This window comes from Paraburkholderia sp. GW821-FHT02A12, from assembly GCF_059422005.1.
In genome coordinates this window covers 3,047,979-3,074,978 of sequence record NZ_JBWKWA010000002.1, presented here as the reverse complement: position 1 = coordinate 3,074,978, position 27,000 = coordinate 3,047,979, and the positions used below count along the sequence as shown (strand labels likewise).

Sequence of the window (27,000 nt, the reverse complement as noted above, 5' to 3'; positions counted from 1 at the left end):
TGTCCCATGAAAAGCGAACCTGTCCTGCCGGAAGCTGTGCCTGAGAGTTCATGGTCGCTCTTTCCGTCGGGCGAGAGCCTGCTGATCATCGAGGTAGCAGGAAGCGGCCGCGTCGAGCAGAACCGCCGGGCGCGAGACTTTGCGGCGCGCGTGGCGGCCGCGCAGCTCGACTTTGTGATCGACATCGCGCCCGCCATGACGACTGTCGGCATTCACTACGCGCCGTCGCGAGTGCCGCTCTCGCATGAAACGCAAGCCCCTTACGACGCGCTGGCGAACGCGGTGGCCGGCCTGCTGGAAAGCGCATCTGAGGTGCGGCCCGAGTCGGCGCGCGTCGTGGAGATTCCCGTGTGCTACGGCGGGGAACATGGGCCGGATCTCGACGAAGTGGCCCGCTCGTGCGGTCTCGCCACCGGCGAAATCATCGCGCTGCACAGTGATTCGCTGGTGGACGTGATGCTGCTCGGCTTCGCACCGGGACACCCGTACATCGGCATGTTCGACGAACGCCTGTCGCCGGCCCGGCGCGCGACACCTCGCACGGCGGTCGCGCCCGGCTCCATCGGTCTCGCCAACCGGCAAACCGTCATCTATCCGATGACGCTGCCGGGCGGCTGGAATCTGATCGGCCGCACGCCATGCCGGATGTTCGATCCGTCGCGCGATACGCCGTGTCTGGTGAACGCGGGCGACCGGATCCGCTTCATGCCGATCACGCCGGAGCAGTTCCAGGCCTATGAATCGGCAAGCCGGTATGCGGGAGCCGCGCGATGAGCATCGAAGTCATCAAGCCGGGTGCGTTGAGCACGTTTCAGGATCTCGGCCGCGTGGGCCATCAGCATCTCGGCATTCCGGTCAACGGCGTGATGGATGAACGGGCGCACCGGCTGGCCAATGCGCTGGTGGGCAACGCGCCCACTGTGCCGACGCTCGAAATCACGTTGATGGGACCGACGCTCAGGTTTCACGAGAAGGCGACGATTGCGTTCTGTGGCGGGAATCTCGACTGCCAGCTCGACGGACAGCCGCTCTTCAGCGATTGCTCCCTGGAGGTGCCGGCGGGCTGCGAAATATCGTTCGGCACTCGTCATGCAGGGCTGCGTACGTATTTCGCGGTGCGCGGCGGCTTTTCGATCGAGCCGGTCATGGGCAGCGCGAGCACGTTCGCACGCGGCGGTTACGGTGGGCACGCCGGCCGGCCTTTGAAGAAGGGCGACATGCTGTTCACTCAGGAAAGCTTCGCGTGCCGTAGCGTCTCGCTCTCTCCAGAAACGGTGTTTTCGGAAGACGTGCTGTTATCGAATGACGCGCCGATCAGGATCACGCCTGGGCGCGAATGGCGCTACTTCACGGCGGACGCGAGGCGGGCTCTCGAGCGCGAGACGTACCAGATCACGGCGCAGTCCGACCGCATGGGTTATCGCCTGCAAGGCCCGGCGCTCAGCCTCGTTGCGCCTCTGGAAGTGGTGTCCGAGGCCGTGGGTTTCGGCGCGATTCAGGTGCCCGCCGATGGTCAGCCGATCGTCCTGATGGCGGACCGCCAGACGACCGGCGGCTACCCGAAGATCGCGCACGTATGCGCTGTCGACTTGCCGCGGCTTGCCCAGCGGATACCCGGAGACGATGTGCGCTTCGAGCGGGTCGATCTTGCGGAGGCACAGCGCCTGTTGCTGTCCCAGGAGCGAAGTTTTGCGCAGCTCGCGCAATGGTGCCGTGCGTGATCGTCGCGATCTGAAGCGCGATTTCCGCAGCGATTTCAACCCCGACCGCAACGCCGACTTCAACCCCGGCCTCGGCGAGACGTAGTCCATCTTTCATCCTCACAACGGAACGCAAAATGCCCCACGTCCCAACCGCCACCTTCGACGCAGACATTCCGCCTGCGCCCCTCTCGACCCAACACGTCGCTCGCAAGGCAGCGACTGCCGCGGCTGTCGGAACCGCGATCGAATACTACGAATTCGGCGTGTACGGTTACATGGCCGCGGTAATCGGGCCGCTGTTTTTCCCGTCTGACAATCCGACTGCCGCGCTGCTCTCGATCCTGGCGATCTTCGGCAGTGCGTTCCTCATGCGGCCAGTGGGCGGAATCGTGCTGGGGCGTCTCGGCGACAAGCTCGGGCGCCGCGCCATCCTGCTGGTGACGGTGATCGGAATGGGTATTGCGACCGCTGTCGTCGGCTTGCTGCCGACCGCGGCGAGCGCAGGTGTCTTCGCGCCGGCGGCGCTCCTCGTCGTGCGTCTCGCGCAGGGATTTTTCTCGGGCGCGGAAGTGACCGGTGCAGCTGCTTATGTCGCTGAATCCGCGCCTCGCGGACGCCGCGGATTTTACGGCGCGTTCACGCCGGTCGGTGTCGCATTGGGCGGCGCGCTTGCCGCGGCAGTCTGCGGGTTGACCACCGCGGTCATCAGCTCGTCGCAGTTGCACGACTGGGGCTGGCGGATTCCCTTCCTCGCGGCGGTTCCGCTCGTGCTGATATCGGCTTATGTGCGCAAACGGGTCGAAGAGTCGGTGGCATTCAAGAAGACTCTCGAACACAGCGAGCCGCTGAAAGCGCCGTTCAAGGAAGTCTTCGCGCATCATCGCGCGGCCATGCTGAGGGTCTTCCTGATTTCGTTCGGACAGAACGCCGGCTACTGGGTGGGCTTCGTCTTCATGAACATCTACATGACCACCTACCTGAAATACGACAAGGCGAGCGTCTACTGGATCATGTCGATCGTCAGCATGTCGATGGCCGTGCTGATGCCGGTGTGGGGCGGACTGTCCGACCGCATCGGCCGCCGCCGCGTGCTGGCGATCGGTTTTGCCGGATACATCGTGCTGGTGTTCCCGATGATGATGCTCATGAACCACCAGAATCTCGCTCTCGCTTTCCTCGCGATGTTTATCGTCGCGCTGCCGATGCCCGTCGTTCAATCGGTTGGATATCCGACCTATGCCGAGCAATTCCCGACGCGGGTCCGTTACACCGCGATGGCCTTCAGCTTCAATTTCGGCGCGATTCTCGGCGGCGGCGTGACGCCTTACCTTGCGACTGCGATGATCGGCAAGACCGGCAACCTGCTGAGTCCCGCGTTCCTGCTCGTCGGTGCGGCGGCAATCGGTTTGTTGACGCTGACCAGGACGCGCGAAACGGCGGATGCCTCCTTGCAGTAAAGGCCGATCCGCCGGACGAAATTCAACCCAATATCAACCCGCTCCGGCTTGCAGACCTTGTCATGAACCAGGCAATCAGCGAAGCGCCACGAGGCAATATCCTGCCCGGCTGGGCGGCCACGCCTCGCGCTGCGAGAGCACGCATCCGTGCCGGCTTCAACGGCAACACGAGCGGCATGGCGCCTGGCTTTGCGCAGGGAAACCTCGTGATTCTGCCGCAGTCGTGGGCCGGGGATTTCATCGGGTACTGCCGCGCCAACCCCACGCCTTGTCCGCTCATCGGCATGACCGAGGCCGGCAGCAGTCTTGTGCCAATGCTGGGCGATGACGTCGACCTGCGCACCGACATTCCGCGCTATCGGGTCTGGCGCGATGGCGCTCTCGTGGAGGAGCGGGACGATATCTCCGCAATCTGGCAGGAGGACTTCGTGGGTTTCGTGCTCGGTTGTTCGCTATCGTTCGAGCACGCTCTGGAATCGGCGGGGCTGCGTGTGCGGCACGTGGACGAAGGCAAGGTCGTTCCAATGTACCGCACCTCCATTCAGACGAAACCCGTTGGCGCTTTTCGCGGACCGATGGTCGTGTCGATGCGGCCGTATACGCCGGCCGAGGCAGCGATCGCCTACGAGGTTTGCCGGCCGTTGCCGGGTGCGCACGGTGCGCCGGTCCATATGGGCGATCCGGCGCTGATCGGCATCGCGAACGTGGACGTGCCCGATGAGGGCGAGCCGACGGAAATCCGCGCCGGCGAGATCCCGGTTTTCTGGGGTTGCGGCGTCACGCCTCAGGCTGCGGCGGTGGAAGCGCGGCCGCCGATATGCATCACTCATGCCCCGGGTTACATGCTGGTTTGCGATGTCAGGACCGAGGATCTGACGCTGATTCGGTAAGATTGGCGCCACCGCCACCGCCACCGCCACCGCCGGTGCCACGCCCCGGCACCACAGCGAGCATCCCGTCGCCGCAACGGCCTGCGGGTTTGCACTGCATGATGGCCATAGTGAAAGCCTTATTTTGTTCTACGCTATAGACGCGACCTCCCGCATTACGGCTATTGAAAGGGGCCTCTGAATCTGCTGCGTTCGCGGAAGGTTCTCCCCGCAGTGCAGGCCAATGAGCAGAGTCCCATAAGCAGTCCAATGAGCCGGCGGCCGATCGTCAAGCAACCATTCGTCTGACTACAACCCAGGTAGCCGGGCGTCGCCGCTTCGACAGCGGCGGCGATACCTTGGCGCACCCGTTCCATGGAGATGAAGATGTCGATTCGATTAGGAGAAGAAGCTCCCGATTTCACCGCCGAAACTACCGAGGGGACGATCCATTTTCATGAGTGGATCGGCAACCAGTGGGTGATCCTGTTCTCGCATCCGAAGGACTTCACGCCCGTTTGCACCACTGAGCTGGGATACATGGCGGGGCTCAAGCCGGAGTTTGACAAGCGCAACACGAAAATCATCGGACTCAGCGTGGACCCCGTCAGCGACCACCAGAAGTGGGTGAAGGACATCGAAGAAACGCAGGGACATGCCATCAACTACCCGTTGATCGGCGACGCGGATCTGAGCGTCGCGAAGCTCTACGACATGATTCACCCGAACGCGAGCGGCGGCCCGCGCACCGCCGTGGACAACGCAACGGTACGCTCAGTTTTCCTCATCGGACCCGACAAGAAGGTCAAGGCCATGCTCGTGTATCCGATGAGCGCGGGCCGTAATTTCGACGAGGTGCTGCGCCTGCTCGATTCACTGCAGCTGAACGCAAAGCACACGGTGGCGACGCCGGTGAACTGGAAACCGGGTGACGACGTCATCATTCCGACATCCGTCTCGGACGATGACGCGAAGAAGAAATATCCGCAGGGATTCAAAACCTTGAAGCCGTATCTGCGGTACGTGCAGCAACCGATGTAACGGGGGCGGCTGAAACCGCGCGGCGAGTGCCGGCCAATCCGGGCCGGCGCCCGCCGTGAATCCTGCGGTTTGCAGGGCGGTTCGGCGGCGCTGGTTCCGCCGCCATTCTCAAGGGCCCGTAAGCGCGGGCGACGGAGCGCAATCGTGCTGATCTTCCGGCAATTGTTCGACCAGCAATCGTCCACCTACACCTATCTTCTTGCCGATAGCGCAACCGCGGAAGCCGTGCTGATCGATCCGGTATTCGAGCAGGTACGCCGCGATACGGCACTGATCGACGAGCTGCGATTGCACCTGCTTTATACAATCGACACCCACGTTCACGCCGATCACGTGACCGGCGCGTGGCTGCACAAGCAGCGCACGGGCAGCCGGATTGCGATATCGGCCGCGAGCGGCGCCGAGGGCGCGGACCGCTACCTGAGCCATGGCGACAGATGCGGATTCGGCGCACGGTATCTGACGGTGCGTGCCACGCCTGGTCATACGAATGGCTGCATCAGCCTCGTGCTCGACGACGAGAGCATGGCGTTGACCGGCGATTGCCTGTTGATTCGCGGAACCGGCCGGACGGATTTCCAGCACGGCGATGCGCGCGCGATGTTCCGGGCTGTCCACGAGCAGATTTTCACGCTGCCCGACACGTGCCTGCTCTACCCGGCCCACGACTATCGCGGTCTGACCGTCACGAGCGTGGGCGAGGAGCGGCGCTTCAATCCGCGCCTGGGCGGTGCGCTCTGCGAGGACGACTTCGCTGTCTACATGACGAATCTGGGTCTGCCGCATCCCAGGCAGATCGACGTTGCGGTGCCGGCGAACCTGAAATGCGGGCTCGCCGCGTGCGATCCCACGCAAATGGCCGAGCCCGGTTGGGCGCCGCTGACCTACACCTTTGCGGGCATCTGGGAAATCGATCCGCAATGGCTCGAGGACAATCCCGGTTCGGTCCAGATCGTCGATGTGCGCGAGCCTGCCGAGTTCGACGGGCCGCTAGGGCGCATTCCTGATGCCCGGCTCATTTCACTTGGCGAGCTGGCCGCACGCGCCAGCGAACTCGCGCGGGAGCGCCCGATCGTGACGGTCTGCCGGGCCGGCGGACGGTCGGCGCAAGCCACGGCGATCCTGCGGCAGGCAGGATTCGAAGCCGTCGCCAATCTCGCCGGCGGCATGCTTCGCTGGCGCGCGGAAGGCCGCGCCGTCGAGAACGGCAGCATGTAGCCGCCCTTCGCCATAGCGGTTTGGCGGTTCAATGGCTTAGCGGTTCAATGACTTGGCGGTTCAACGGTCTGGCCGGATCAAATCGTTCCGAACAGCGCTCGCGGACGGTCCTTGAGCGTTCCCGTCAACAGCCGTAGCGCGCTCACCAGTTGATCGCGGCTCGTCGCGCACGCGAGGTTGATCCGCACGCCGTGTTCGATTTCGGAACGGTCGACGGCAAACGCCGACGACGGCATCACCACCACGCCGCGCGCCTTCGCATTCGCAGCGAAATCATCCGCACGCCACGGCGGCGGCAACTTGAGCCACACGAACATGCACGCCGGATCGGTTTGCAGCAGCTCCTGCGGCAGCAGCTCGCGCGCGAGATCCTGGCGCGCGCGAATTTCGGCGAGCTGCGCGTCCATGATATGGCGCGCAGTGCCGTCCTCGATCCAGATCGACGCGATCAGCATGGACATCGGCGCGGGCATCCATGCGGTGGTGCGCACCGCTTCCGCGCAGAGAGCGGAACTGTCCGGCGGACTGAGCAGATAGCCGAGCCGCAGTCCAGGCGCGAGGATCTTCGAGGTGGCGCCGATATGGAACGTCAGTTCCGGACAAAGACTCGCGATCGTCGGCAACCGCTGCGACACCAGCGGTCCATAGACGTCGTCCTCGATGATCGCCACGCCGTGCCGTCGGGCAATGTCGACGAGCGCCATGCGGCGCTCGAGACTCATCGTCGTGACAGTCGGGTTCTGCAGATTCGGCACCGTGAAGATGGCCTTTACCGGCATACGCCGGCAGGCGGCTTCGACGGCGTCGGTCAACAAGCCATCGCGGTCGCTCGGAATGCCGACGATTTCGAACTGGAAAACCGGCGCGAGCGCTTTTAGGCCGTAGTAGGTGAGTTGATCGGCGAGGATCACGCCGTCCGTGCCGATCAGGCTGTTCAGCACGGCATACAGGCCGTGCTGCGCGCCGCTTGTCACGACCACGTGATCGGGCGTCGGCGCAAAGCCTGGCGCGGCGATCCAGCGAGCGCCGGCGGCGCGCGCCCATGCCGGCCCTTGTGGCGGCTGGTATTCCTGCAGTTGGGGGTAGCGCGGATCCTGCGGCAAGTCCGCGAGCGTGCGCGCGAGGCAGGTGAGAAATTCGCCGGTGGCCGGCCGGTTGACGGTCAGATCGATCGCCGCGTTGTTTGCCGCCTGCGCGGGTTCGACGCTCGGCATCGCGCCGCCGGTGACGAGCGAGCCGCGCCGTTTGCTGCCGATCACCAGCCCGCGCAACTGCAATTCCTTGTACGCGCGCGACACCGTCGACACGTTGATGCCCAGCTCAGTCGCGAGTTGCCGCTGTGGCGGCAGACGGCTGCCGGGCGGATAAACGCCGCTGCGAATCTCGTGCTCGATCGAACTGGACACCTCGACATACGTGGAGCGCTTCGCCCGCGCCGGCGCACCGTTGGCGCGTTGTTCCGCGTCTTTGCCAGAAGCCATGAGTCAGATGTCTCCATACAAAATCGTCTTTGTCCGCAGTTTTGCGGATGTGTGCCGATTCTATACCACACAAGCCCGACTGCAAGCCTCAGTCGATGGGGTTCCCGGCAGGTGGCGGCCGCACCGCGACACGCCGCAAGGACTGCGCCAATCACCATCCAGGGAAAATGCCAGGACCACACAAGACTCGTTTTAATTGCACACAAAAAAATATTGTGTGATTCTAGATGCCAGAGTTTGTCCGGTTAGGGTGCTTTGAGGCATCGCCGGGCAGTGTCCTGGAACTGTCAGCTGGAGTTTTCCCATGAGCTTTGCGCCGTTCGTCGTACCCGAGGGCGCCCCGAAACCCGGCGCCGCCACCGGATATCGGTCGCGGATCGGCGCACCAGCGTTGGAAGGGCGCAAGTAATGCCGGATATCGCCATCGTCGGAGCGGGATTCATCGGCCTCGCGAGCGCCGCGGCGCTGATGCGCGACGGTCATCACGTCACGCTGTTCGATCCGTCCGGCGTGGGGCAGGGCGCGTCGTTCGGCAATGCCGGGACGTTCGCGCACTACGCGTGCATCCCGGTCAACAACCCGTCCGTGTTCCGCGATTTGCCGCGCTTCCTGTTGTCGAAGAACAGTCCATTCAGGCTGCGTTGGCAGTATCTGCCGCATCTGGCGCCGTGGCTCGTGCGCTTCATGATGAGTTCGCTGCCGCGCCGCTATGAAGCGAGCGCCGGCGCACTCGCCGCGTTGCTCGCCCATGCGCAGGACGGTTACGCGCCGCTGCTGGCGGATCCGGAACTCGCGCGTTTCGTCCGGCCGCGCGAGTGTCTTTATCTGTATTCGAATGCGGCTTCGTTCGACGCCGCGCGTGCCGCACTCGATCTGCGCCGCAAGCTCGGCGTGGCGTTCGACGTGCTTGCCGGCGCGGACATCCGTGGGCTCGAACCGTCGCTGGCGCCTATTTTCGAGCGCGGCGTGCTGTTCAGCGACAGCTGGCATTTTTCCGATCCGCGGGGCTTTTTGCAGGCGCTTTATGAGCGGCTCGCCGCGCAAGGGCTGGCGTTGCATCACTCGGCGGTCAGCGTCGTGCAGCCGTCGGCCGACGGCGTGAGTCTGATGGTCAACGGCGCCGCGCGGCCTTTCAGCCACGTCGTGATCGCGACCGGCGCGCGCTCCGCGCAGTTCGCCAAACAATGCGGCGATGTGGTGCCGCTCGATACCGAGCGCGGTTATCACGTGCGCTATAGAGGCGCGCAGCAGCTGATTTCACGGCCGGTCGGCTGGGCCGAGCGCGGCTTTTACATGACGCCGATGAGCGACGGCATTCGTGTCGCGGGCACGGTCGAACTCGGCGGCTTCAGCGACACGCGTAATCGCTCGTTGCTCGACCTGCTGACGTTCTCGTCGAAGCGTGCCTTGCCCGCGCTCGATACGCCCGACAGCAGTTGGCTTGGCTTTCGCCCGACCTTGCCGGACGGCTTGCCGGTGCTCGGACGTTCGCGTGCAAGCGAACGTGTGATCTACGCATTCGGCCACCAGCATCTTGGGTTGACGCTGGCCGGCGTGAGCGGACGTATCGTCGCCGATCTGATCGCGCAGCGTGAGCCTCCACTCGATCTCGCGCCGTACGCGGCCACACGTTTCTAGATTTCGCGGAGGGTTTCGCAGCACAGGTTCAAGTTTCACCGTAGGCATCGCAGGACGGTTTCGACGCGTCGCGCATCGAACCGGTCGATCAACACAACGCGCGACGTGACATCTCGCAAGGAGCGCATCATGAATCGCCGCTATTGGCTTTTGACTCTGGCCGTCTGCGCACTCGGCACGCACGTGCCGATTTCGTGGGCTGCCGATCCGGAAGTCGTCAAGATTGGTTTTGTCGGACCGTTGACCGGCCCGGTTGCCCGGGTCGGCAAGGATTTGCAGTACGGCGCGCAACTGGCGCTCGATGAAGAGAACGCCAGGCATCCCACGATCGGCGGCAAGCCGGTCAAGTTCGTGCTCGACGTTCAGGATGACCAGGCGGATCCGCGCGTGGCGATTCAGGTCGCGCAGAAACTGGTGGATGACGGCGTGGTCGGCGTGATCGGCCACTACAACTCGGGATGCAGCATTCCTGCCTCGACGGTCTACCATCAGGCGAACGTCGCGATGATTACGCCGGGTTCGACCAATCCGCAGCTGACGAAGCAGGGTTACAAGAACGTGTTTCGCACGATGGGGCACGACGGCATCGGCGGCGTGGTGGCGGGGCACTTCGTGGTCGAGCAGATGAAGGCGAAGCGCATCGGCATCATCGACGATCGCACGGCATTCGGGCAAGGACTCGCGGACGCGTTCGAAAAAGGCGCGAAAGAAGCGAATGGCAACATCGTGGACCGTGAATTCACCAACGACAAAGCCGTCGATTTCCGCGCGATCCTGACGACGCTCAAGAGCAAGAACGTCGATCTGATTTTCTTCGGCGGCCTGGATGAACAGGGCGCGATGCTCGTCAAGCAGATGCGCTCGCTCGGCATGCCCGCCCAGTTGTTCGGCGCGGGTGCGTTGAAGAGCAATGCTTTCCTGCAGATTTCCGGCACGGCGGGAGACGGTACGCAGGATCTGGAGCCGGGTCCAGCGCTGGACAAGCTGCCGGCCGCGCAGGAGTTCGGCAAGCGTTACAAGGCGCGCTTCAATCAGGATGTCGAACTGTACGCGCCGTTTGCGTATGACGCCGCGCTGGCGATGATCAAGGCGATTCACGGCGCCGATTCGCTCGACCGCGCGAAGATCGTCGATAACCTGTCGAAAGTCAGCGTGACGGGCGTGACGGGCAAGATCACGTTCGATCCGTACGGCGACCTGATCAAGCCGCCTTACACACTGTTCCAGGTCCAGCAGGGACAGTGGAAGAGCGTGAAGACGGTGGGCGGCAGCGGGGTCTAGTGTTGCGGGTATTAAACCGTGTTAAACCGTGCGGCGCCCCTCGATCGGATAGCCGGGATCGGTATAGCCCAGCGTCGATGCGTGGCCTGGTGCGACGAGGCTGTCGACCAGCTTCTCGTCGTCCGGTCCGAGCTGCAGCTTCAGCGCGTCGACGTAGCTGTCCCAGTGCGCTTCAGTGCGCGGACCCGCGATGGTGCTGCTGACCAGCCGGTTCTTCAGTACCCATGCGAGAGCGAAAGCAATTGAAGTCGTACCGCGCTTCGCCGCATGCTCGGCGATCGTTTGCGCGATCTTGAGCGATTCCGGCCGCCACTCGGTCTGCTGGATCCGCTTGTCGCCGCGGCCCGCGCGCGAGTCGGCGGGCGGCGGCGCATCCACGGCGTATTTGCCGCTGAGCACGCCACGCGCCAGCGGGCTGTACGACACGACGCCCAGGCCGTAGTGGTGCGCCGCCGGCAGTTGCTCGACTTCCGCCGTGCGGTCGACGAGGTTATAGAGCGGCTCGCTGGCGACCGGCCGGCCGATGCCAAGTTGATCGGCGAGACGCGCGATTTCTGCAATGCGCCAGCCGCGGAAATTGGACACGCCGAAGTAACGGATCTTGCCCTGACGGATCAGATCGCCGATCGCGCGCACGCCTTCTTCCAGCGGCGCGTCGGTGAGCGCCCGGTGGAAGTACAGAATGTCGATGTAGTCGGTGCCGAGCCGCTTCAGGCTCGCTTCCACCGACTGGATGATCCACTTGCGCGACTGACCCTGCTCGTTCGGACCTTGAGCGGTCGGAAAGCCGAACTTCGTCGCGACGACCCAGCTGTCGCGCCGATCCGCAATGGCGCGCCCCACGATCTGTTCCGAACGCCCTGCGTGATAGACGTCAGCTGTGTCGATGAAATTGACGCCTTGATCGTATGCTTTGTCGATGATGCGTTTCGAGGTTGCCTCGTCGGTCTCACCGCCGAACATCATCGCGCCCAGACACAAGGGCGAGACCTTGAGGGCGCTGCGGCCCAAATATCGATAATCCATCACGCGTACTCCGTTCAGGCTGCGCCTGAGATAGAAATTGCCCCAAAAGTCGATCCGGCTCGTCGAGCCTCGCGGTCCTCGAGGACGCGCCTGGCGTCAGACCATTGACGGCGCCCCGCGGGCGCTATTCGCCCTTTACCGGTTCGATTGTCCAAGCCGCAAATTTACCGGCCGCGAAGACACGTGACTAGACGGCAGAATCGGCAAACCCACATGAGCGAGATTCATGAATGACGCATGAAAACCTGAACGACGTCTTGACAGCGGAAAATCATCGCCTATAGTTCGCCACATGGTGAAGTTTCCAGTCAGTCAACTCGATCGTACTTTTTCCGCCCTTGTGGACCCCACACGCAGGGCGATTCTCGCGCGTCTCGAGCGGGAGCCCGGCTTGTCGATCACGGAGATCGCCCGTCCGTTGCCGCTCAAGCTCCCCGGTGTCATGAAGCACCTCGATGTGCTGAGCGACGCGGGCCTGGTGTCGCGCACCAAGCGTGGACGAACTGTTTCGGTGGAATTAATCGCGGGCCCGATGGAAGAGGCGATGGCCTGGCTGAAGCGCTACGAGCGGTTCTGGTCCGCCAGCCTCGATCGACTCGCCGGCTTTGTTGAGGAGGATGAGGAATGATCAAGGAGCAGCCGAGCCTGACCATTGTCCGGCGCATCAAGGCGTCGCCGGCGAAGGTCTACGCAGCATGGACCCAGCTCGAACTGATGGCGCGGTGGTGGGGGCCTGACGGCGGACCGGTGTTGAGCGCCGAAGCCGACCCGCGCGTCGGTGGCCGCTTCCGCGTCGTGTTTCAGACGCTGGACGGCGAAACGCACGATTGCCGCGGGGAATACAGGGAAGTCGAAGCGGACCGCAAGCTCGTCTTCACGTGGGAGTGGGTCACCATGCCCGAACGCCGGTCCCTCGTGACGATCCGGCTGCGTCCTGTCGCGGAAGGCACCGAGCTCGACTTTACCCATGCCCAGTTCTTCGACGAAGTCGCGCGCGACAACCACTACGTCGGCTGGAACGGCGCGTTCGACAAGCTCGAAGCGCTCTTCGCCTGACTGGACGAGACCGGTGCTGCAAGCGCGTCCCATGCGGTGCTTCGGGAGGCCGCAAGACATGATCGTCAAATCAGATGCAACTCATGCAGAGGTCGATGATGAAGCTCTATTACGCTGAAACCCTGGCTCCCCGGAAAGCATGCGCTGTCGCCAAGTATCTCGGCGTGCCGATGGAGTATGTCTTTGTCGACCTGCGGAAAGGCGAACAGAACGCGCCTGGCTATCTGGCGATCAACCCGAACGGCAAGGTCCCCTGTCTGGTTGACGGCGACAGGCGCATCTGGGAGGCCGACGCCATCATCTGCCATCTGGCGCAGCGCACGGGTTCAGGTCTCTGGCCGGAGGGCGCACGCCAGATCGATGTCGTGCGTTGGCTCAGTTGGAACAGCCAGCATTTTTATCGGCATGGCGGCTCGCTTTACTTCGAATACCTTATCAAGCCGCAGATCGGACTCGGCGACCCTGATCCGTCAGCGGTAGCTCAAGCGCAGGGCATGTTTCGCAAGTTTGCCGGCGTGCTCGATCAGCATCTCAAGGGCCGCAAGTGGCTTGTCGGCGATGACCTCACGGTTGCCGACTTTTCCGTCGCAGTGACGCTTCCCTACGCGAAACGGGCGGCGATGCCTCTGGACGAGTTTCCGGAGGTCCAGCGCTGGCATGATCAGCTCAACGCAATCGACGCATGGCGGGAGCCGTTTCCGGCGAGAACGGCGGTAAACGCGTGAGTTTCTGCCGGGCTGCTCCTAACTCCGCCCACACTTCGGAAAGGATCGAAACATGGAAACGCACAGCGTTGTGTCGCCTGATGAATGGATCAAGGCGCGGGTCGCATTCCTCGCCAGGGAAAAGGAACTGACGCATCGCAGGGACGCGCTCGCCGCCGAGCGGCGCGAGCTGCCCTGGATGAAAATTGAAAAGGAGTATGTATTCGACGCGCCAGATGGGCAGGTTGCGCTGTCGGACCTGTTCGACGGACGCAGCCAGCTCTTCATCAAGCACTTCATGATGGGACCAGGCGTCGAGCATCAGTGCGTGGGGTGTTCGCTCGAGGTGGATCATATCGATCCGCTGCTGCCGCACCTCGAGAACCATGACGTGAGCTATGTCGCCGTCGCGCGGGCGCCGATTGCCGAAATAGAGGCGGTGCGCCAGCGTATGGGATGGCGCTTCCGGTGGGTGTCTTCCTCGCGCAGCGACTTCAACTACGATTTCCATGTTTCTTTTACGGCCGGGCAGATCGCTTCAGGCAAAGCGCTCTATAACTTTCAGCCGGCGCCGGACTGGGCCGCGGGACTGCAGGATCTCTCTGGCGACAGCGTTTTCTTCAGGAACGCATCTGGCGAGATCTTCCTGACCTATTCGACATTTGGCCGTGGCGGCGAGCAGTTCCTTGGGATTTACGGGCTGCTGGACGTGTTGCCGAAGGGCCGCAACGAGAACGGTCCGGCTCACTCTTTGTGCGACTGGGCCCGGCCGCACAACATGTATGGCCAGGGTGGAGTCGTCGAAGTCAACGGCCGCTATCATGCTCCGGCATGCGCCTGCGGCGCTCATACATAGACTGAGCGATGTGCTGCGCGATTGTTGCGCTTGCAATGACCTTGCTGGCCGGCTGGCGAACCCGATTCAGGACGTTTCTGGTTCGCGGCGCACGGCTAGCCGGATAGCGATCGCATTCATCGCGGTTGGCCAATGTTTCCGCGCAATCGCGCTCCGTGGCGTCTCAACCCCGTGGCGAGGACGGAGCACCTGCCGGATCGCCCCGAAGGAGCATGGCGTTGCCTACACCATCGGGCGCACGCCGAACAACCATCCGTGCAGTACGAATGCAAACAACGCCCATGCGATAAGTCCGGAGACGATAACGATGCCGTCGCGCGCCACGTTGGCCGGCGGATAGGTTGTTCCCGCGAGCAGGTCGCGTCGCCGCGAGGCGATGAAATCGACGATTGCCCACAGCAGGAATGCGCCGAACAGCACGATTGCCGACAGCGTGCCGGTCGCCAGCAGATGCGCGAAGGCCCACAGCAGCACGCCCAGAATCATTGGATGACCGAGCAGCGTCTTGAAGTGATTGTTCGGGACATGCGCGGCAGGCAACAGGATGAACGCGATGGCGACCAACGGTAGCGCCACGTACCGCGCCCACGTCGGCGGAATCCATACGGACACGGGATGCGCGCGCGCCAGTCCGTAGCCCCAGATGATCAGCACCAGCCCGATGCCCGAAGCGATTGAGTAGATGGCCTTCCAGCGCTTCTCGCCGATACGTGCGATCTGCGCGCCGCGCCAGTCTTCGGCGACAATGCGCACTGAATGCACGCCTAAGAAGATCAGCAATCCCAGGATCAGTATTGTCATGTCGGACTCCACCGTGGATCGATTTCAATTCGGTTTGTCTTGAGCGGACGGCATATGCGGGCGGCATATCGCCGATCTTCGCCGCCAGCCGTGAAGGCTGATCGCGAAGCTACCATGCTTCGTAGAGAGAGTAGGTGAATTTTTCGCGTAGCGCTCGAGCATGACATTCGGCGAGGCGTAGCCGCCTGACACGCTATTGTCATGATGCGCCGCCGCACTCGTGCACCGCAGCTTGGTTCCAGTAGCTTGCTAGCGTGGTTTTCAGATCATCGACGGACATCTGGAGCTGTCCAGAAGTGGACCGGGCCATGCGCATGGAACTGTACATTTCAACGACTTTTGCGCTTTTCTAGAATGGTCGAGCGCTCAACTGCAAGGACTTTGCATGCCAAAAAATACTCGGGAAGGCATCCTCCATCAATGTCCGCAAAGTTCTTTGGGCGTGTGCCGAGCTGCAACTTCCCTTTGAACAGGAAAATTGGGGCGTGGGGTTCAGATCGACCGATACGCCTGAATTTCTTTCCCTGAATCCCAATGGCCTCGTGCCTGTCATCAGGGACGAGGACCTCGTTCTCTGGGAATCCAACTCGATCATTCGCTACCTTGTGTCCCGCTACGGCGGCGAGCATCTTTATCCGGCCGATCCGCTGGCGCGCGCCCGCATCGATCAGTGGATGGACTGGCAGGCAACGGACCTGAATCGTTCATGGAGCTATGCGTTTCTTGGTCTGGTCAGGAAATCGCCCGCGCATCAGGACCGCAACGAGATCGGTCTGTCGTGCGGGAATTGGGCGAGACACATGGGCATACTGAATGGGCAGCTTCAAGCTACCGGGGCATTCGTTGCCGGCGAGCGATTCTCGCTCGCCGACATACCGGTGGGGCTGTCCGTGAACCGTTGGTTCAGCACGCCGCTAGAACATCCTCATTTCCCGGCGGTGTCCGACTATTTTGAACGCCTGGCGGAACGCCCGGGTTTTGCCGCCTATTGCAGGAACGGGATACCGTAACCGGCAACGTAAGCTGGCAGCATAGGCAGCATAGGCAGCATAGGCAGCATAGGCAGCATAGGCAGCATAGGCAGCATAGGCAGCATAGGCAGCATAGGCAGCACAGGCAGCACAGGCAGCATAGGCCGTGAGCGCGGCACGCGAGCCGGCCATCAGCGCAACGACGCGGCGAGCTTCGCGAACGTGCGTTCATCCGTGCGATCGAAGGCAAGCGGCGTCACCGACACACGGCCCGAGGCCACGACAGCCGTTTCGCTATCGGGGTCGTTCGCGCGCGCACCGCGCTGGAAACGCAACCAGTGATAGGCAAAGCCACGCGGATCGACCTGCGGCAGCACGTCGATATCCTCGACGAGTCCGACGCCTTGCTTCGTCGGCGTGAGCGGGCCGGCAGCGGCGGCGTCGACATCGGGGAAATTGACGTTCAGGCAGGTAGGGACATCGTGTTCGATCGCGAGCAACTGACGGATCACGCCCGGCGCAAGTGTTCGCGCGGTGTCCCAGCGCACCTTGTCGCGATCGCTGAAAGTCTGGCTCAATGCGAACGACGGCAGGCCGAGCAACAGACCCGTCATGGCCGCGCCGACCGTGCCGGAGAACATCGTCTCCACGCCGAGATTGCCGCCGCGATTGACGCCGGAGAGAACGAGTGTGGGCGGCGCGTCGCGCATCAGATGCCGCACGCCCATCACGACGCAATCGCCGGGCGTGCCCACGACGCCGAAACGCCGCTCGCCCTGGCGGCTGACCCGCAGCGGCGAATGCAGACTGATCGAGTGCGACGTGCCGCTCTGATCATGCTGGGGCGCGACCACCCAGACTTCGTGTGCGAGCTCGGCGGCAACCGCTTCGAGCACGGCGAGACCGGGTGCGTCGATACCGTCGTCGTTCGTCAACAGGACCCGCGGCACTTTGGATTCATAGGCAGACATCGCAGCAATCTCCTCTCGATCGGTAAACGGAAGCCCCATTATCCGGCTATCAGGAAGGGCGTGGTGCGAAGCGAGCGGCCGGCGAGGACAGCACGATTTAATGCGGTAATAAACTCCACCCCAAGCGCCACGGACGCACAACCTAGCCGCAGTTGCCGAACAGCGACGTCTGCTTTGCCGAACATGACGATTGCCGGGCGGGTTGCGCCTGCGCTTCGTCGTGGTCCGTAGCCGCATTCATTTCCAGCGAAGTCTGTCCGGATTCGAGCGACAGCAGAAATTGCTTGGTCGCCAACCCGCCGGCGAAACCCGTCAGATCGCCGGAAGCGCCGATCACGCGATGGCAGGGCGCGACGATGGAGAGCGGATTTTTGCCGTTTGCCGCACCGACCGCCCGCACGGCTTTGAGGTCCCCGATCTGCGCGGCGATGTCCTTATAGCTGCGCGTTTCGCCGAACGGAATCGTCAACAATGCGTCCCAAACCTTCTTCTGGAAACCGGTTCCTTCAAAATCGAGTGCCAGGTCGAACTGGTTTCTCGTTCCGGCGAAATATTCGTTCAGTTGCCGCTCGGCGTCGATCAGGATCGGACGATCGTCTGCTTCGACCATCTCGTGTAGACGCACCCGGTTCGGCTTGTCGTTCTCCCACAAAATCGCGGTCAACCGGTCGCCTTTTGCAACGAGCTTCAGCTTGCCGACGGGCGAGTCCATCAACTTGTACGCGTAGATCATTTTGCTCAACTCCTGGCGGGTTAGCTGTAGCTGCTTGCATTTGAAACCGGCCGTGCTTGCAATCGACGCGCGTTTTTGCTCGAAATAACTGCAACTGACGGGATGCGCCTGCTCGCATTATCTGCAACTGTGCTTGCATTCAGCCGGGCGTGCTCGCATTTCATCGCCGCCTCTCACATTATCTGCAACTGACTCTGATTCGCAGCAAGGTCGCGCTGAACCCGCGCGAACCGGCAAGACCGTGGACAAGTCCGGTTACAAGCGTGGACGCGCTGCCAGAAACCTGTCCCATCTGGAGGGCGGTAACGAAATATACGTAGCATCATCACCACCATCGCCGATTGAGAACGACACATATACGTCGGTATAGCTAAACCAGGCAATTTGAGGAACTGGCGTGCTGAACGTATGCTGCGCGAGTTTCTTTCCGCTTTTCGCGTCGAAGACCCTTCCAACGTATTCTGAATTTCCACCTGGAACCCACCTCACCAGGCATCGCTCGGCGGTGTAAAGGCCGTTTGGGGACGTTGACTTCCGGCATCCCGTGCCGTGCGGGGTGTGGTCGGTGAGGCAGAAGAAAAGCACGCCGACGACCACTGCAGATATTGCAGCGCGTTTGAACGGGAGCTTCATAGGTCTATTGTGATTGGCGGGACTAGCGGAACATAACGACGGTCGGAATAGATGATGAAGTCTCCGCCCCGATTGTGCCTGATTGCCCACCGTCGAAAGTCGCCGTTGTGTACGGGGTAGTGTACGTTGCCCTTGATGACCGGCTTGCCAACGGCGACGGATGCGTTGATGTAAGGGAGAGGGGTCGCGGATTCGACGTACGGGATATAGGGAGAGGTCGCCGCAGCAGCATCGAGCGGGATGACGATCACGCCATCGCTACTCCAGTGTCCAAGATACTGCGATCGATCGCCTTGCTTGTCGGTGAATGTATAGTTGTCTTTCACATAAACCCAGATGCCCTTCACCTCGGCTCTCGTTCTCCGTGACGTGGCATCCCAATGAAAGCGGGCGTGACCAAGGGCCGCGTAGAAGTTGAATGAACCAAGCGCGCCGGTGAGATCATCAGGCGCACCGCGGCGCTCCAGATTCTGCAGGAAGAGGTTTATTTTCTGACCGAATGTGCCGTCAACCGATGCGAGTTGAAACTGGAAGCGATGGTGCAGTCTGGCTGTATCATTCCCGCAAATGTCTGCGGCATCGAGAACGGTCATCCTGTCCTTGTAGGGGATCAGCTTCTTGTATAGCTCGTCTTTCGCTTTCGATGATCGAATGGCTTCATTGATCAGATAGTCGTACTTCTCCATCGCGCGTGCAAACCGGAGCACCCAGTCCAGCTTGACGGTGGTGGTGTCGTACATATCAGGCGGGTATGGCCTGCCGTCCTGATTGATTGTCGCTTCCTCATCGTCGTCCGTTGGAGAATAGTTGAGTTTCCCGGCAAACCACCGCTCCATCAGGACGGCAGACATCGGCAAGTGCATCTTGCGCATTGCAGCCGGAATCTCCTGAATGTCGAAAGGCGGTACCGTTTCTTCCTGTTTGACAGGATTCGGCGGTCTGGCCGGCTTCGGCGGATCGGGCGTCTCCAGCCAGGTCTTGAAGCGCGAGTGCAACTCCATCATCTTCAGCAAGCCATCACCTACCTGTGGCTTCGGCTTTTTCGGGATAGCTGCGGGCGGTGGCGTGGGTTCCTCACGCGCGGGTGGTGGACGGTCCAGAGTCAACGAGACATTACGCGCGATGCGGGCACCGTCTTCTTCGCTCCAGCGCCATAGCAGCTTGTTGATCTTGTAATACGACAGGTCCATAGATCGGTGCGACCGTACTCCAATAAACGATGGTTTGATGGACGCTAGCCGCCGCCGATCCCGATTGGGCCGCGAACCGCAAGGGCGTCCAATATCGGCTTCCGTTTTTCAACGTCCGACTATACTGGATTTTCACTGGACAAACTGGAATTCCTATGTTGATAGGATACGCGCGCGTTTCGACGGACGACCGGCATCTCGACCTACAACGCGACGCGTTGGCGAAGGCCGGATGCGAGCGGGTCTTCGAGGACCCGGTGCGCGCCGCGACCTTGGGCGACAAGATGCTGGCCGCCGGGTTGCCGATCTAATCAAGGAGCACAGCCATCGTGTCCCAAAGCCAAGGATTCTTATCCGCTAACCTCTCGATCTCAATCGTCAACATTCGCTGGGACTTTGCTCCGTGGTTCAGCGTGGCTGACGCCTTCAACGATCTTGGAATGCGCGTACTGCCTGCCGTACAGGCCGACAAGATGAATAATCAGCAATGGGTTGCCGCTGTGCTCTACGGTCGGGCACTAACGTCATTTCAGGCCGCATATCTTCTGACCGAGCGCGGCATGCTGGCCGATGCTCGGACTATTGTGCGTGCGGCTGCGGAGACGGCAATCGTACTCTGTGCCGTGGCGAAAGATGTTGCGGTTTGCGATCTGCTGGTTCAAAGACATTTTGTACACCACCGCAAACTCCGCAACGCGTGGTTGAGCGATCCTCAAGCTGTTGGGGAAATGTCGCAGCAAGACGTGGATCGCGTCAAGGCCGCTATCGAGGACATCGACGCGGATTATCCGGCGGCCGCGCAGGTGAAGGACGATCCGGTAAAAATAGCGAACCTGGCGCAAAAGGCAGGAGTCACGGCGCTGTACAACGCGATATACCGCGCGGCCTCCGGCGATGCAGCGCACACTTCTCTCGATGCGTTGAATCGCCACATTACGGCAGACGCGCAAGGCAACATCATGGGGTTGAAATTCGGGCCGGAGACTGGCGACCTTCCCGCAACATTGTCCGATGCGATGTCCGTGTTGGCTCACGCGCTGCACGCAGTGGGGGAGCTTTTCCAGTTGCAGCAGTTCGCCAATGACGTGACTCAATGCGTCGCGTCATGGAAGGCTTTGGGTGTGCCGGGCGACTACAAGCCTAGCGTGAACTGCACGGACGAGGGAACCTGAGCCAGCTTCCGGCAAGTCAAACGCATGGTTCGGCGCCAGACGGCCGATCCGATGTCCGGTGAGTTGCAGATAATGTGAGCAGGCGCATCCCGTCAGTTGCCGCTATTTCGAGCAAAAACGCGCGTCGATTGCAAGCACGGCCGGTTTCAAACGCAAGCGCCTACAGTTAGCGGCACAGATGGTCGACCGCCCACGCGGGTTCGTGAACCCCCCATGGAATAGTGCCGACAGCCGATAACTTAACCCGCGGATTGTCCGGAGGCGCTCCGGATCTTGCTATTCAATTCCGCGCGTCTGTCTTCAGTGCGTGTCCGGATACTAACGCGAGGTGACCAGGATCCGCTGGTCACCTCGGCTGGCCACCTCGCGTTGTCGCCATGGCCGCGCGCGCCGCAGATTAGAATCGATACCCAGGGCACGATGCCCACCGGCAACCCGGATATCTTCTCTACGATTGTGACAACCACACTTGAACAACTGCGGGCCGGCCAACTGGCGGGTACCAGGCGGCTCAAACTGGCTTGCGGACTGAGCGAATTTCCACGCGAGATTTTCGATCTGTCCGACACGCTGGAAATCCTCGACCTGTCCGGCAATGCGCTCTCGACGCTGCCCGCGGATTTGCCGCGACTGAGCAATCTGCGCATCGTCTTCGCCTCCGACAACCTGTTCACCGAACTGCCGGAAGTCCTCGGGCAATGCTCGCAATTGAGCATGATCGGCTTCAAGGCAAACCGCCTACGCGAGGTGTCCGGCAGATCGCTTCCCGCTCAACTGCGCTGGCTGATCCTGACCGACAACGAGATCGAAGCGCTGCCCGCCGAAATCGGCAACTGTACGCAGCTACAGAAGCTGATGCTTGCCGGCAACCGGTTGCAGACCTTACCCGAGACGCTGGCCGCCTGCACGCGGCTCGAACTCCTGCGCCTCGCGGCCAACCAGCTGAGCGAGTTGCCCGCGTGGCTGCTGCGTCTGCCGCGGCTTTCCTGGCTAGCGTATGCCGGTAATCCGTTCGGCGCAGCGCGGGAGACCGCGGCGCTGACCGGCACGCCGATCGCCGATATTCACTGGGACAGCTTGAGGCTCGAGGACCCACTGGGCGAGGGCGCTTCCGGCGTCATCTACCGTGCGTCGCTTCTGCGGACGGCGAGGGACGCGTCCCGATCCGTGGCCGTCAAGTTGTTCAAAGGCGCGGTGACGAGCGATGGTTTGCCGGACTGCGAGATGGCGGCTTGCATCCGCGCCGGCGATCATCCGAATCTGATTCCGGTGGTGGGCAAGGTGAAGGACCATCCGGCGGGCGCGCACGGGCTCGTCATGGAATTGATCGATCCGCAATACAGCAACCTTGCCGGGCCGCCGAGTCTGGAATCGTGTACGCGCGACGTCTACGGTCCCGACACCCGTTTCGATCTGACTTCCGCGTTACGCATCGCACATGGCATCGCTTCGGCAGCTTGTCACTTGCATCGGCAAGGCGTCATGCACGGAGACCTGTATGCCCACAATATTCTGCATGGCGGGCAAGGCCGGGCATTGCTGGGCGATTTTGGCGCGGCCTCTTTCCATGCGCCTGAAGATCGGGCGCTTGGGCTTGCGCTTCAGCGGCTGGAAGTGCGGGCGTATGGCTGTCTGCTCGAGGAATTGATCGATCGATGCGATGTGCGGGAGGAGGCGCAGGGCATCGTGTCAAAGCTCGAGACGCTGAAGGCGGAGTGCCTGGACGAGGACGTGGGCAACAGGCCGTTGTTCGATGAGATCGCCTCCAGTCTGTCGGCACTGGCGGGTTCTACCGAAACGCCGTAGTGCATGGCTCCTTCAGTTGAGTCAGTACAATAACGCGGAGTTTTTATGTGAAGGCGCGGCGATCGTTCGCACGCCTCGGCAAGGAGGAGAGAGAACCCATGACTCAGAGGATGCGCCGCCGTGTGCTGGTTGCCGGCACGCTTGCAGCGGCCGGCCTGGCAGGCGCGGCTCGCGCCGATGCGATGCAGGGCGGCAAGTTGACGGTTGCGCTCGTGTTGAAGTCTCTCGCTGACCCGTACGCCGTGGCGATGGCGCGCGCCGCGCAGAATTACCAGAAGCACTTCGCATCGCAGTTCGATCTGACGGTTCGAGGAACCGCAGCGGAAACCGATACGTCAGCCCAGATCCGCATCGTCGACGAAATGATCCGTGCCAGGATGAACGCGATCGTGATCGCACCGACTGATTCGAAAGCGCTGACGCCCGTCGTCGCGCAGGGCGTCAAAGCGGGCATCATCATGGTCACCATCGACAACTCACTCGATGAAGCGTCCCAGGATGCCGCGGGCATCTCCGTGCCGTTCGTCGGTCCGAACAACCGGAAAGGCGCGTTGGAGGTGGGAAACTATCTGGCCCGCAGACTCAAGGCGGGCGACGAGGTCGGGATCATCGAAGGCATTTCCGCCGACCGCAACGCGCAGCAGCGCACAGCAGGCAGCAAAGAGGCGATGCGCGCGGCAGGCATGAAGATCGTCGCCATCCATTCCGGCGACTGGGACACCGGCAAAGGCAAAGCAGCGGCATCCAGGATGTTGAGCGACCATCCGCGGCTCCGCGCGCTGCTGTGCGGCAACGACAACATGGCGATGGGCGCGGTCGAGGCCGTGCGCGATGCGGGCAGAACCGGCAGCGTCTACGTCACCGGGTACAACAATATCGACGCCGTCAAACCGCTGCTCGCCGACGGCCGGGTGCTCGCGACGATGAACCAGTTCGCCGACAGGCAGGCCGTGTTCGGCATCGACGTCGCGCTCAAGGCCATCGCCGAAGGGAAAAAACAAAGCGAGTTGTCGCGCTTCATCGAAACGCCGCTGCAACTGGTCACCAAAGAGAACCTTTGAGCGCCTTTTGATTGCAGTGATTGCAGTCGTGTCGTGGGTCGACTCGCGCTGTCAGCGGGGCGGGCCGTCTGTGTCGCCCGGCTCGATCAAGGGTTGCGCGAGGCGCTGCTCGCAATGCTCCCTGTCGGCAATCGCGCCCATGATCAGCTCGGCGATGGCCTTGCCCGACGCATGCCCGGTAGGCTGCACGACGGAGGTCACCGTGTACGGGAAAGCAACGTCGGGCGGCACGCCGTCGTAGACGATCAGGGAGATGTCCGTGCCGATCTGTCTGCCGCTGTCGGCAATGGCGCGGAATGCACCCGTGCCCGCAATGTTGTTGTCGATCAGCACGGCTGACGGCGGATCCGCGCGGCTCAGCAGTGCGCGCGTTGCATCGTAGCCTCCCGTCCTGTCAAACGGGCATTCGACGATCAGCGAGGCCTCCGGCTCGATATTCGCGCCGCGCAATGCGCTCAGGAAACCGGCGCGCCGTTGCGCTGCAAAGCTGATGATCTGCGGCGCGCTGACCATGGCGATTCTGCGGTGCCCGAAATCGATCAGGCGTTGGGTCGCCGCACGGGCGCCCGCTTCATTGTCGAAGTCGAACCATCCGTAGGGCACCGGGCTGTTGGTGCGGCCGTACGCGATAAACGGGAAATTCTGCTCCTGGAGGAAGCGGATGCGCGGATCGTCCATCAGCGTGCGCGCCACGATCAGGCCGTCCACCAGCTTGCCCTCGACGAGGCGCCGGTACGTCTCGAGCTCCGCATTCGGCCGTGCGGAGATGATGAAGAGATCGAGCCCCTTCGCGCCAAGACTTTCCGTCATGCCGGCGACCACTTCGCCAAACCGGGGATCGCCGAGATCGCCCGCCCCAAACGGATAGATGATGCCCACGGCCTCCGCGCGGCCGGTTGCGAGGCGGCGCGCCGTCGGGTCCGCGTGATAGCCCAGCTCTTCGGCGGCCTTTCTGACCCGTTCGCGGGTCGCTTCGCTGACATCGTCGTAGCCGTTCAGCGCCCGGCTGACGGTGGTGCGCGAAAGACCGAGCGAGCTGGATAGCGTTTTTAAATTCACCTTCACCGTGACACCCCCGTGACACCCCCGTGACCCCGCGTTTCCGGCTGCCAGCAAGGCCTGGCAGGCCGCCCCGTGCCGAAACACACGGCATGTTACATGGATCGCGCAAACGTTTGACTTCCAAACCGGTTTGGCTTAGCATCCGAACCGGTTTTGTTGCGAAATCTTACACGTTCCCCCTCACCCATAAGGACGCGGTCACAATGAAATGCCTCCCACTTCCACCAGCGACGTTAGCCCGCACCCGCCTGCGCGCCGGCTTGGTTTCCGGTTCCCTGCTTGCCGTCGCGGCGATGCCCACGCTTGCTCACGCGGTAGACGGATTTCCGGCGCCTACCCCGCACTCGCAGCAGGCGTATGACCCCGAGAGCAATTTCACGATGCGCTGGACGCGCGCGGATGCCCGGCAGATCAAGGCGCAATCGCATACCGCGACGGCGGCGGACAAGAATTCGCTGCCGGCGGCGCTGACCATGCCGGACATTCCGGCGGACTTCCCGCAGATCAACTCGAACGTCTGGGTGTGGGACACCTGGCCGTTGTCCGACGTCAAGGCGAACAATCTGAGCTTCAAGGGCTGGGAAGTGATCTTCTCGCTGACCGCCGATCCGCACGCGGGCTATGTGTTCGACGACCGTCACGTGCACGCGCGCATCGGTTTCTTCTATCGCCGTGCCGGGATTCCGGCAGCGCAGCGTCCGGCGAACGGCGGATGGACCTACGGTGGGCATCTGTTCCCGGATGGCTCGAGCGTGAAGGTCTTCGGCACCGCGCCGATGACGCAGAACGCGGAATGGTCGGGCTCCGCGCGGATGCTGAACGGCAACAACGTCAGCCTCTACTACACCGCGCTGTCGTTCAACCGTACGGCTGAGGGCGGTCAGGACATCACGCCGCCGATCGCGATCATCACGCGCACGGACGGGCACATTCACGCGGATGACAAGCACGTGTGGTTCGACGGCTTCGACCAGCACAACGCGCTGCTCGAACCGGACGGCAAGATGTACCAGTCGCGCGATCAGAACGTGTACTACTCGTTCCGCGATCCGTTCGTATTCGTCGACCCGGCGCATCCGGGCAAGACCTTCATGGTGTTCGAAGGCAACACGGCAGGCCCGCGCGGCGCCCGCACCTGTACCGAGGCCGATCTGGGTTACGCGCCCAACGATCCGTACAAGGAAGACCTCAATGCGGTGATGGATTCCGGCGCGACCTATCAGAAGGCGAACGTCGGTCTGGCTGTGGCCACCAACCCGCAGCTCACGCAGTGGAAGTTCCTGCCGCCGCTTCTGTCGGCCAATTGCGTCAACGATCAGACCGAGCGGCCGCAGATCTACATCAAGGACGGCAAGTACTACCTGTTCACGATCAGTCACCGGCCGACCTATGCAGCCGGCGTCACCGGTCCTGACGGCGTGTACGGTTTCGTCGGCAACGGCATTCGCAGCGACTTCCTGCCGTTGAACAAGGGCAGCGGCCTGGTGCTCGGCAATCCGACCGATCTCGATCAGCCGATCGGTGCGCCGTACGCGCTGGACCCGAATCAGAATCCGCGGGCCTTCCAGTCGTACTCGCATTACGTGATGCCGGGCGGCCTCGTCGAATCGTTCATCGACGCGGTCGGTCCGCGCCGCGGCGGCACCCTGGCGCCGACCGTGAAGCTCAATATTCACGGCGATTCGACCGACCTCGACCGGAGCTACGGCAAGGGTGGTCTGGGCGGCTACGGTGACATTCCGGCTAACGCCGACGCCAGCCCGGGCAATTCAGGCGGGAACGCTCAATAACGTCCCATGCAGTAAAGCAGTCTGACGAAGGCCGGGCGGGTGACGAGTCAGTTCGTTGCCCGCTCCGGCCATTCGACCATGGCACGGCACTGGACGAGCGTCCGGTCATGGCCGTGCCCGAACGGCAAGCGCCAGTAGTGAGAACGCAGCGATGAAAGCTTGGATTCCAGATTTGTCTTCGTACGACGGTCCCGCGTACCGCGCGGTGGTGAATGCGATTGAAGCGGCAGTGGGATCCGGCCACCTCAAGCCCGGCGATACCTTGCCTCCGCAACGGATGCTGGCGGACTTTCTCGGCTTGCATGTGAACACCGTCAATCGCGCCATGCGCGAGACGTCGCGCCGTGGCTTGACAGTCGGCAGCCGGCGCAGAGGCACGGTCATTCTCAGGCTCTCCGCCTGATCGTCGGTCGACCCGACGAGTATTCATTCACTGCGCTCGCGGGGCGTGGCGGCATCCCCGTTCACGCGCGCGCAAGC

At 62.4% G+C, this 27,000-nt stretch carries 25 protein-coding genes and 1 pseudogene; 19 read left to right on the top strand and 7 right to left on the bottom strand.

Annotated features, from left to right (window positions below; all coding sequences use genetic code 11):
* Nucleotides 1–6 precede the first annotated feature (6 nt).
* The 6 genes from pxpB (at nucleotide 7) to AC07WT_RS35285 (ending at nucleotide 6,288) form a co-directional block, all read left to right on the top strand.
* Nucleotides 7–774 (top strand): 5-oxoprolinase subunit PxpB, encoded by a 768-nt coding sequence (gene pxpB, locus AC07WT_RS35310; protein ID WP_494950539.1) that lies wholly within the window; start codon nucleotides 7–9, stop codon nucleotides 772–774.
* Nucleotides 771–1,721, top strand: a complete 951-nt coding sequence (locus AC07WT_RS35305) for a 5-oxoprolinase subunit C family protein (RefSeq protein ID WP_494950538.1) — start codon at nucleotides 771–773, stop codon at nucleotides 1,719–1,721. The genes pxpB and AC07WT_RS35305 overlap by 4 nt, the downstream gene beginning before the upstream one ends.
* Nucleotides 1,722–1,837: 116 nt before the next feature.
* The gene (locus AC07WT_RS35300) at nucleotides 1,838–3,160 is read left to right on the top strand and encodes an MFS transporter (protein ID WP_494950537.1); all 1,323 of its coding nucleotides are present in this window, start codon (nucleotides 1,838–1,840) and stop codon (nucleotides 3,158–3,160) included.
* A gap of 62 nt (nucleotides 3,161–3,222) precedes the next feature.
* Nucleotides 3,223–4,050, top strand: a complete 828-nt coding sequence (locus tag AC07WT_RS35295; protein WP_494950536.1) for a putative hydro-lyase — start codon at nucleotides 3,223–3,225, stop codon at nucleotides 4,048–4,050.
* A gap of 366 nt (nucleotides 4,051–4,416) precedes the next feature.
* A complete protein-coding gene (locus AC07WT_RS35290) occupies nucleotides 4,417–5,070 on the top strand; it encodes a peroxiredoxin (protein ID WP_492591678.1) in 654 nt (217 codons plus the stop codon).
* A 147-nt stretch (nucleotides 5,071–5,217) separates the two neighbouring features.
* A complete protein-coding gene (locus tag AC07WT_RS35285) occupies nucleotides 5,218–6,288 on the top strand; it encodes a rhodanese-like domain-containing protein (protein WP_494951122.1) in 1,071 nt (356 codons plus the stop codon).
* A gap of 77 nt (nucleotides 6,289–6,365) precedes the next feature.
* Here the strand turns inward: AC07WT_RS35285 and AC07WT_RS35280 are convergent, their stop codons facing one another.
* Nucleotides 6,366–7,769, bottom strand: a complete 1,404-nt coding sequence (locus tag AC07WT_RS35280; protein WP_494950535.1) for an aminotransferase-like domain-containing protein — start codon at nucleotides 7,767–7,769, stop codon at nucleotides 6,366–6,368.
* A gap of 408 nt (nucleotides 7,770–8,177) precedes the next feature.
* On the opposite strand from AC07WT_RS35280, the gene AC07WT_RS35275 reads away from it, so the two are divergent.
* Nucleotides 8,178–9,407: an NAD(P)/FAD-dependent oxidoreductase gene (locus AC07WT_RS35275; protein WP_494950534.1), complete on the top strand. Its 1,230-nt coding sequence runs from the start codon at nucleotides 8,178–8,180 to the stop codon at nucleotides 9,405–9,407.
* A 129-nt stretch (nucleotides 9,408–9,536) separates the two neighbouring features.
* Nucleotides 9,537–10,688 (top strand): branched-chain amino acid ABC transporter substrate-binding protein, encoded by a 1,152-nt coding sequence (locus AC07WT_RS35270; RefSeq protein ID WP_494950533.1) that lies wholly within the window; start codon nucleotides 9,537–9,539, stop codon nucleotides 10,686–10,688.
* A gap of 21 nt (nucleotides 10,689–10,709) precedes the next feature.
* Here AC07WT_RS35270 and AC07WT_RS35265 read toward each other — a convergent pair whose 3' ends face one another.
* The gene (locus AC07WT_RS35265; RefSeq protein ID WP_494950532.1) at nucleotides 10,710–11,714 is read right to left on the bottom strand and encodes an aldo/keto reductase; all 1,005 of its coding nucleotides are present in this window, start codon (nucleotides 11,712–11,714) and stop codon (nucleotides 10,710–10,712) included.
* 292 nt (nucleotides 11,715–12,006) lie between these two features.
* Here AC07WT_RS35265 and AC07WT_RS35260 point away from each other — a divergent pair, with 292 nt between their 5' ends.
* The 4 genes from AC07WT_RS35260 to AC07WT_RS35245 all read left to right on the top strand — a co-directional run bounded on the left by AC07WT_RS35260 (nucleotide 12,007) and on the right by AC07WT_RS35245 (nucleotide 14,330).
* The gene (locus AC07WT_RS35260) at nucleotides 12,007–12,342 is read left to right on the top strand and encodes an ArsR/SmtB family transcription factor (protein ID WP_492591683.1); all 336 of its coding nucleotides are present in this window, start codon (nucleotides 12,007–12,009) and stop codon (nucleotides 12,340–12,342) included.
* Nucleotides 12,339–12,770 carry an SRPBCC family protein gene (locus tag AC07WT_RS35255; protein ID WP_494950531.1) on the top strand — a complete coding sequence of 144 codons (432 nt, stop codon included), beginning with the start codon at nucleotides 12,339–12,341 and terminating at the stop codon, nucleotides 12,768–12,770. Before AC07WT_RS35260 ends, AC07WT_RS35255 begins: the two co-directional genes overlap by 4 nt.
* Nucleotides 12,771–12,868: 98 nt before the next feature.
* Nucleotides 12,869–13,495, top strand: coding sequence for a glutathione S-transferase family protein (locus AC07WT_RS35250; RefSeq protein ID WP_494951121.1), 627 nt, complete (start codon nucleotides 12,869–12,871; stop codon nucleotides 13,493–13,495).
* 52 nt (nucleotides 13,496–13,547) lie between these two features.
* Nucleotides 13,548–14,330: a DUF899 domain-containing protein gene (locus AC07WT_RS35245; RefSeq protein ID WP_494950530.1), complete on the top strand. Its 783-nt coding sequence runs from the start codon at nucleotides 13,548–13,550 to the stop codon at nucleotides 14,328–14,330.
* A gap of 222 nt (nucleotides 14,331–14,552) precedes the next feature.
* On the opposite strand, the gene AC07WT_RS35240 is transcribed toward AC07WT_RS35245, so the two are convergent.
* Entirely contained in the window at nucleotides 14,553–15,131 is a 579-nt protein-coding gene (locus AC07WT_RS35240; RefSeq protein ID WP_494950529.1) for an NnrU family protein, read from the bottom strand.
* A 395-nt stretch (nucleotides 15,132–15,526) separates the two neighbouring features.
* Between AC07WT_RS35240 and AC07WT_RS35235 the strand changes: the two genes are divergently transcribed.
* The gene (locus tag AC07WT_RS35235; protein WP_494951120.1) at nucleotides 15,527–16,141 is read left to right on the top strand and encodes a glutathione S-transferase family protein; all 615 of its coding nucleotides are present in this window, start codon (nucleotides 15,527–15,529) and stop codon (nucleotides 16,139–16,141) included.
* Nucleotides 16,142–16,293: 152 nt separating this feature from the next.
* Here the strand turns inward: AC07WT_RS35235 and surE are convergent, their stop codons facing one another.
* The 3 genes from surE to AC07WT_RS35220 form a co-directional block, all read right to left on the bottom strand.
* Entirely contained in the window at nucleotides 16,294–17,073 is a 780-nt protein-coding gene (surE, locus tag AC07WT_RS35230; RefSeq protein WP_494950528.1) for a 5'/3'-nucleotidase SurE, read from the bottom strand.
* Between the two features lie 142 nt (nucleotides 17,074–17,215).
* Nucleotides 17,216–17,806, bottom strand: coding sequence for a methylated-DNA--[protein]-cysteine S-methyltransferase (locus AC07WT_RS35225; protein WP_494950527.1), 591 nt, complete (start codon nucleotides 17,804–17,806; stop codon nucleotides 17,216–17,218).
* 629 nt (nucleotides 17,807–18,435) lie between these two features.
* Nucleotides 18,436–19,629 (bottom strand): DUF6402 family protein, encoded by a 1,194-nt coding sequence (locus AC07WT_RS35220; protein ID WP_494950526.1) that lies wholly within the window; start codon nucleotides 19,627–19,629, stop codon nucleotides 18,436–18,438.
* Nucleotides 19,630–19,784: 155 nt separating this feature from the next.
* Between AC07WT_RS35220 and AC07WT_RS35215 the strand changes: the two are divergent.
* The 4 genes and pseudogenes from AC07WT_RS35215 to AC07WT_RS35200 form a co-directional block, all read left to right on the top strand.
* Nucleotides 19,785–19,889, top strand: a pseudogene (locus AC07WT_RS35215) (recombinase family protein); the annotation flags it as partial.
* A gap of 69 nt (nucleotides 19,890–19,958) precedes the next feature.
* Nucleotides 19,959–20,801: a DUF5677 domain-containing protein gene (locus tag AC07WT_RS35210; protein WP_494950525.1), complete on the top strand. Its 843-nt coding sequence runs from the start codon at nucleotides 19,959–19,961 to the stop codon at nucleotides 20,799–20,801.
* A 456-nt stretch (nucleotides 20,802–21,257) separates the two neighbouring features.
* Entirely contained in the window at nucleotides 21,258–22,607 is a 1,350-nt protein-coding gene (locus tag AC07WT_RS35205) for a leucine-rich repeat-containing protein kinase family protein (RefSeq protein WP_494951119.1), read from the top strand.
* 98 nt (nucleotides 22,608–22,705) lie between these two features.
* On the top strand, nucleotides 22,706–23,668 hold the full coding sequence (locus tag AC07WT_RS35200) for a substrate-binding domain-containing protein (RefSeq protein WP_494950524.1): 963 nt from the start codon (nucleotides 22,706–22,708) through the stop codon (nucleotides 23,666–23,668).
* 51 nt (nucleotides 23,669–23,719) lie between these two features.
* Here the strand turns inward: AC07WT_RS35200 and AC07WT_RS35195 are convergent, their stop codons facing one another.
* On the bottom strand, nucleotides 23,720–24,733 hold the full coding sequence (locus tag AC07WT_RS35195) for a substrate-binding domain-containing protein (RefSeq protein ID WP_494950523.1): 1,014 nt from the start codon (nucleotides 24,731–24,733) through the stop codon (nucleotides 23,720–23,722).
* A gap of 200 nt (nucleotides 24,734–24,933) precedes the next feature.
* On the opposite strand from AC07WT_RS35195, the gene AC07WT_RS35190 reads away from it, so the two are divergent.
* On the top strand, nucleotides 24,934–26,520 hold the full coding sequence (locus tag AC07WT_RS35190) for a glycoside hydrolase family 68 protein (RefSeq protein WP_494950522.1): 1,587 nt from the start codon (nucleotides 24,934–24,936) through the stop codon (nucleotides 26,518–26,520).
* 172 nt (nucleotides 26,521–26,692) lie between these two features.
* Nucleotides 26,693–26,923 carry a GntR family transcriptional regulator gene (locus AC07WT_RS35185; RefSeq protein WP_494950521.1) on the top strand — a complete coding sequence of 77 codons (231 nt, stop codon included), beginning with the start codon at nucleotides 26,693–26,695 and terminating at the stop codon, nucleotides 26,921–26,923.
* Nucleotides 26,924–27,000: the final 77 nt, after the last annotated feature.

What these genes read in the sequence shown, in the direction of transcription:
- pxpB (WP_494950539.1), top strand. Translation starts at nt 7, where the DNA reads ATGAAAAGCGAACCTGTCCTGCCGGAAGCTGTGCCTGAGAGTTCATGG.
- AC07WT_RS35305 (WP_494950538.1), top strand. Translation starts at nt 771, where the DNA reads ATGAGCATCGAAGTCATCAAGCCGGGTGCGTTGAGCACGTTTCAGGAT.
- AC07WT_RS35300 (WP_494950537.1), top strand. Translation starts at nt 1,838, where the DNA reads ATGCCCCACGTCCCAACCGCCACCTTCGACGCAGACATTCCGCCTGCG.
- AC07WT_RS35295 (WP_494950536.1), top strand. Translation starts at nt 3,223, where the DNA reads ATGAACCAGGCAATCAGCGAAGCGCCACGAGGCAATATCCTGCCCGGC.
- AC07WT_RS35290 (WP_492591678.1), top strand. Translation starts at nt 4,417, where the DNA reads ATGTCGATTCGATTAGGAGAAGAAGCTCCCGATTTCACCGCCGAAACT.
- AC07WT_RS35280 (WP_494950535.1), bottom strand. Translation starts at nt 7,769, where the DNA reads ATGGCTTCTGGCAAAGACGCGGAACAACGCGCCAACGGTGCGCCGGCG.
- AC07WT_RS35275 (WP_494950534.1), top strand. Translation starts at nt 8,178, where the DNA reads ATGCCGGATATCGCCATCGTCGGAGCGGGATTCATCGGCCTCGCGAGC.
- AC07WT_RS35270 (WP_494950533.1), top strand. Translation starts at nt 9,537, where the DNA reads ATGAATCGCCGCTATTGGCTTTTGACTCTGGCCGTCTGCGCACTCGGC.
- AC07WT_RS35265 (WP_494950532.1), bottom strand. Translation starts at nt 11,714, where the DNA reads ATGGATTATCGATATTTGGGCCGCAGCGCCCTCAAGGTCTCGCCCTTG.
- AC07WT_RS35260 (WP_492591683.1), top strand. Translation starts at nt 12,007, where the DNA reads ATGGTGAAGTTTCCAGTCAGTCAACTCGATCGTACTTTTTCCGCCCTT.
- AC07WT_RS35255 (WP_494950531.1), top strand. Translation starts at nt 12,339, where the DNA reads ATGATCAAGGAGCAGCCGAGCCTGACCATTGTCCGGCGCATCAAGGCG.
- AC07WT_RS35250 (WP_494951121.1), top strand. Translation starts at nt 12,869, where the DNA reads ATGAAGCTCTATTACGCTGAAACCCTGGCTCCCCGGAAAGCATGCGCT.
- AC07WT_RS35245 (WP_494950530.1), top strand. Translation starts at nt 13,548, where the DNA reads ATGGAAACGCACAGCGTTGTGTCGCCTGATGAATGGATCAAGGCGCGG.
- AC07WT_RS35240 (WP_494950529.1), bottom strand. Translation starts at nt 15,131, where the DNA reads ATGACAATACTGATCCTGGGATTGCTGATCTTCTTAGGCGTGCATTCA.
- surE (WP_494950528.1), bottom strand. Translation starts at nt 17,073, where the DNA reads ATGTCTGCCTATGAATCCAAAGTGCCGCGGGTCCTGTTGACGAACGAC.
- AC07WT_RS35225 (WP_494950527.1), bottom strand. Translation starts at nt 17,806, where the DNA reads ATGATCTACGCGTACAAGTTGATGGACTCGCCCGTCGGCAAGCTGAAG.
- AC07WT_RS35220 (WP_494950526.1), bottom strand. Translation starts at nt 19,629, where the DNA reads ATGGACCTGTCGTATTACAAGATCAACAAGCTGCTATGGCGCTGGAGC.
- AC07WT_RS35200 (WP_494950524.1), top strand. Translation starts at nt 22,706, where the DNA reads ATGACTCAGAGGATGCGCCGCCGTGTGCTGGTTGCCGGCACGCTTGCA.
- AC07WT_RS35190 (WP_494950522.1), top strand. Translation starts at nt 24,934, where the DNA reads ATGAAATGCCTCCCACTTCCACCAGCGACGTTAGCCCGCACCCGCCTG.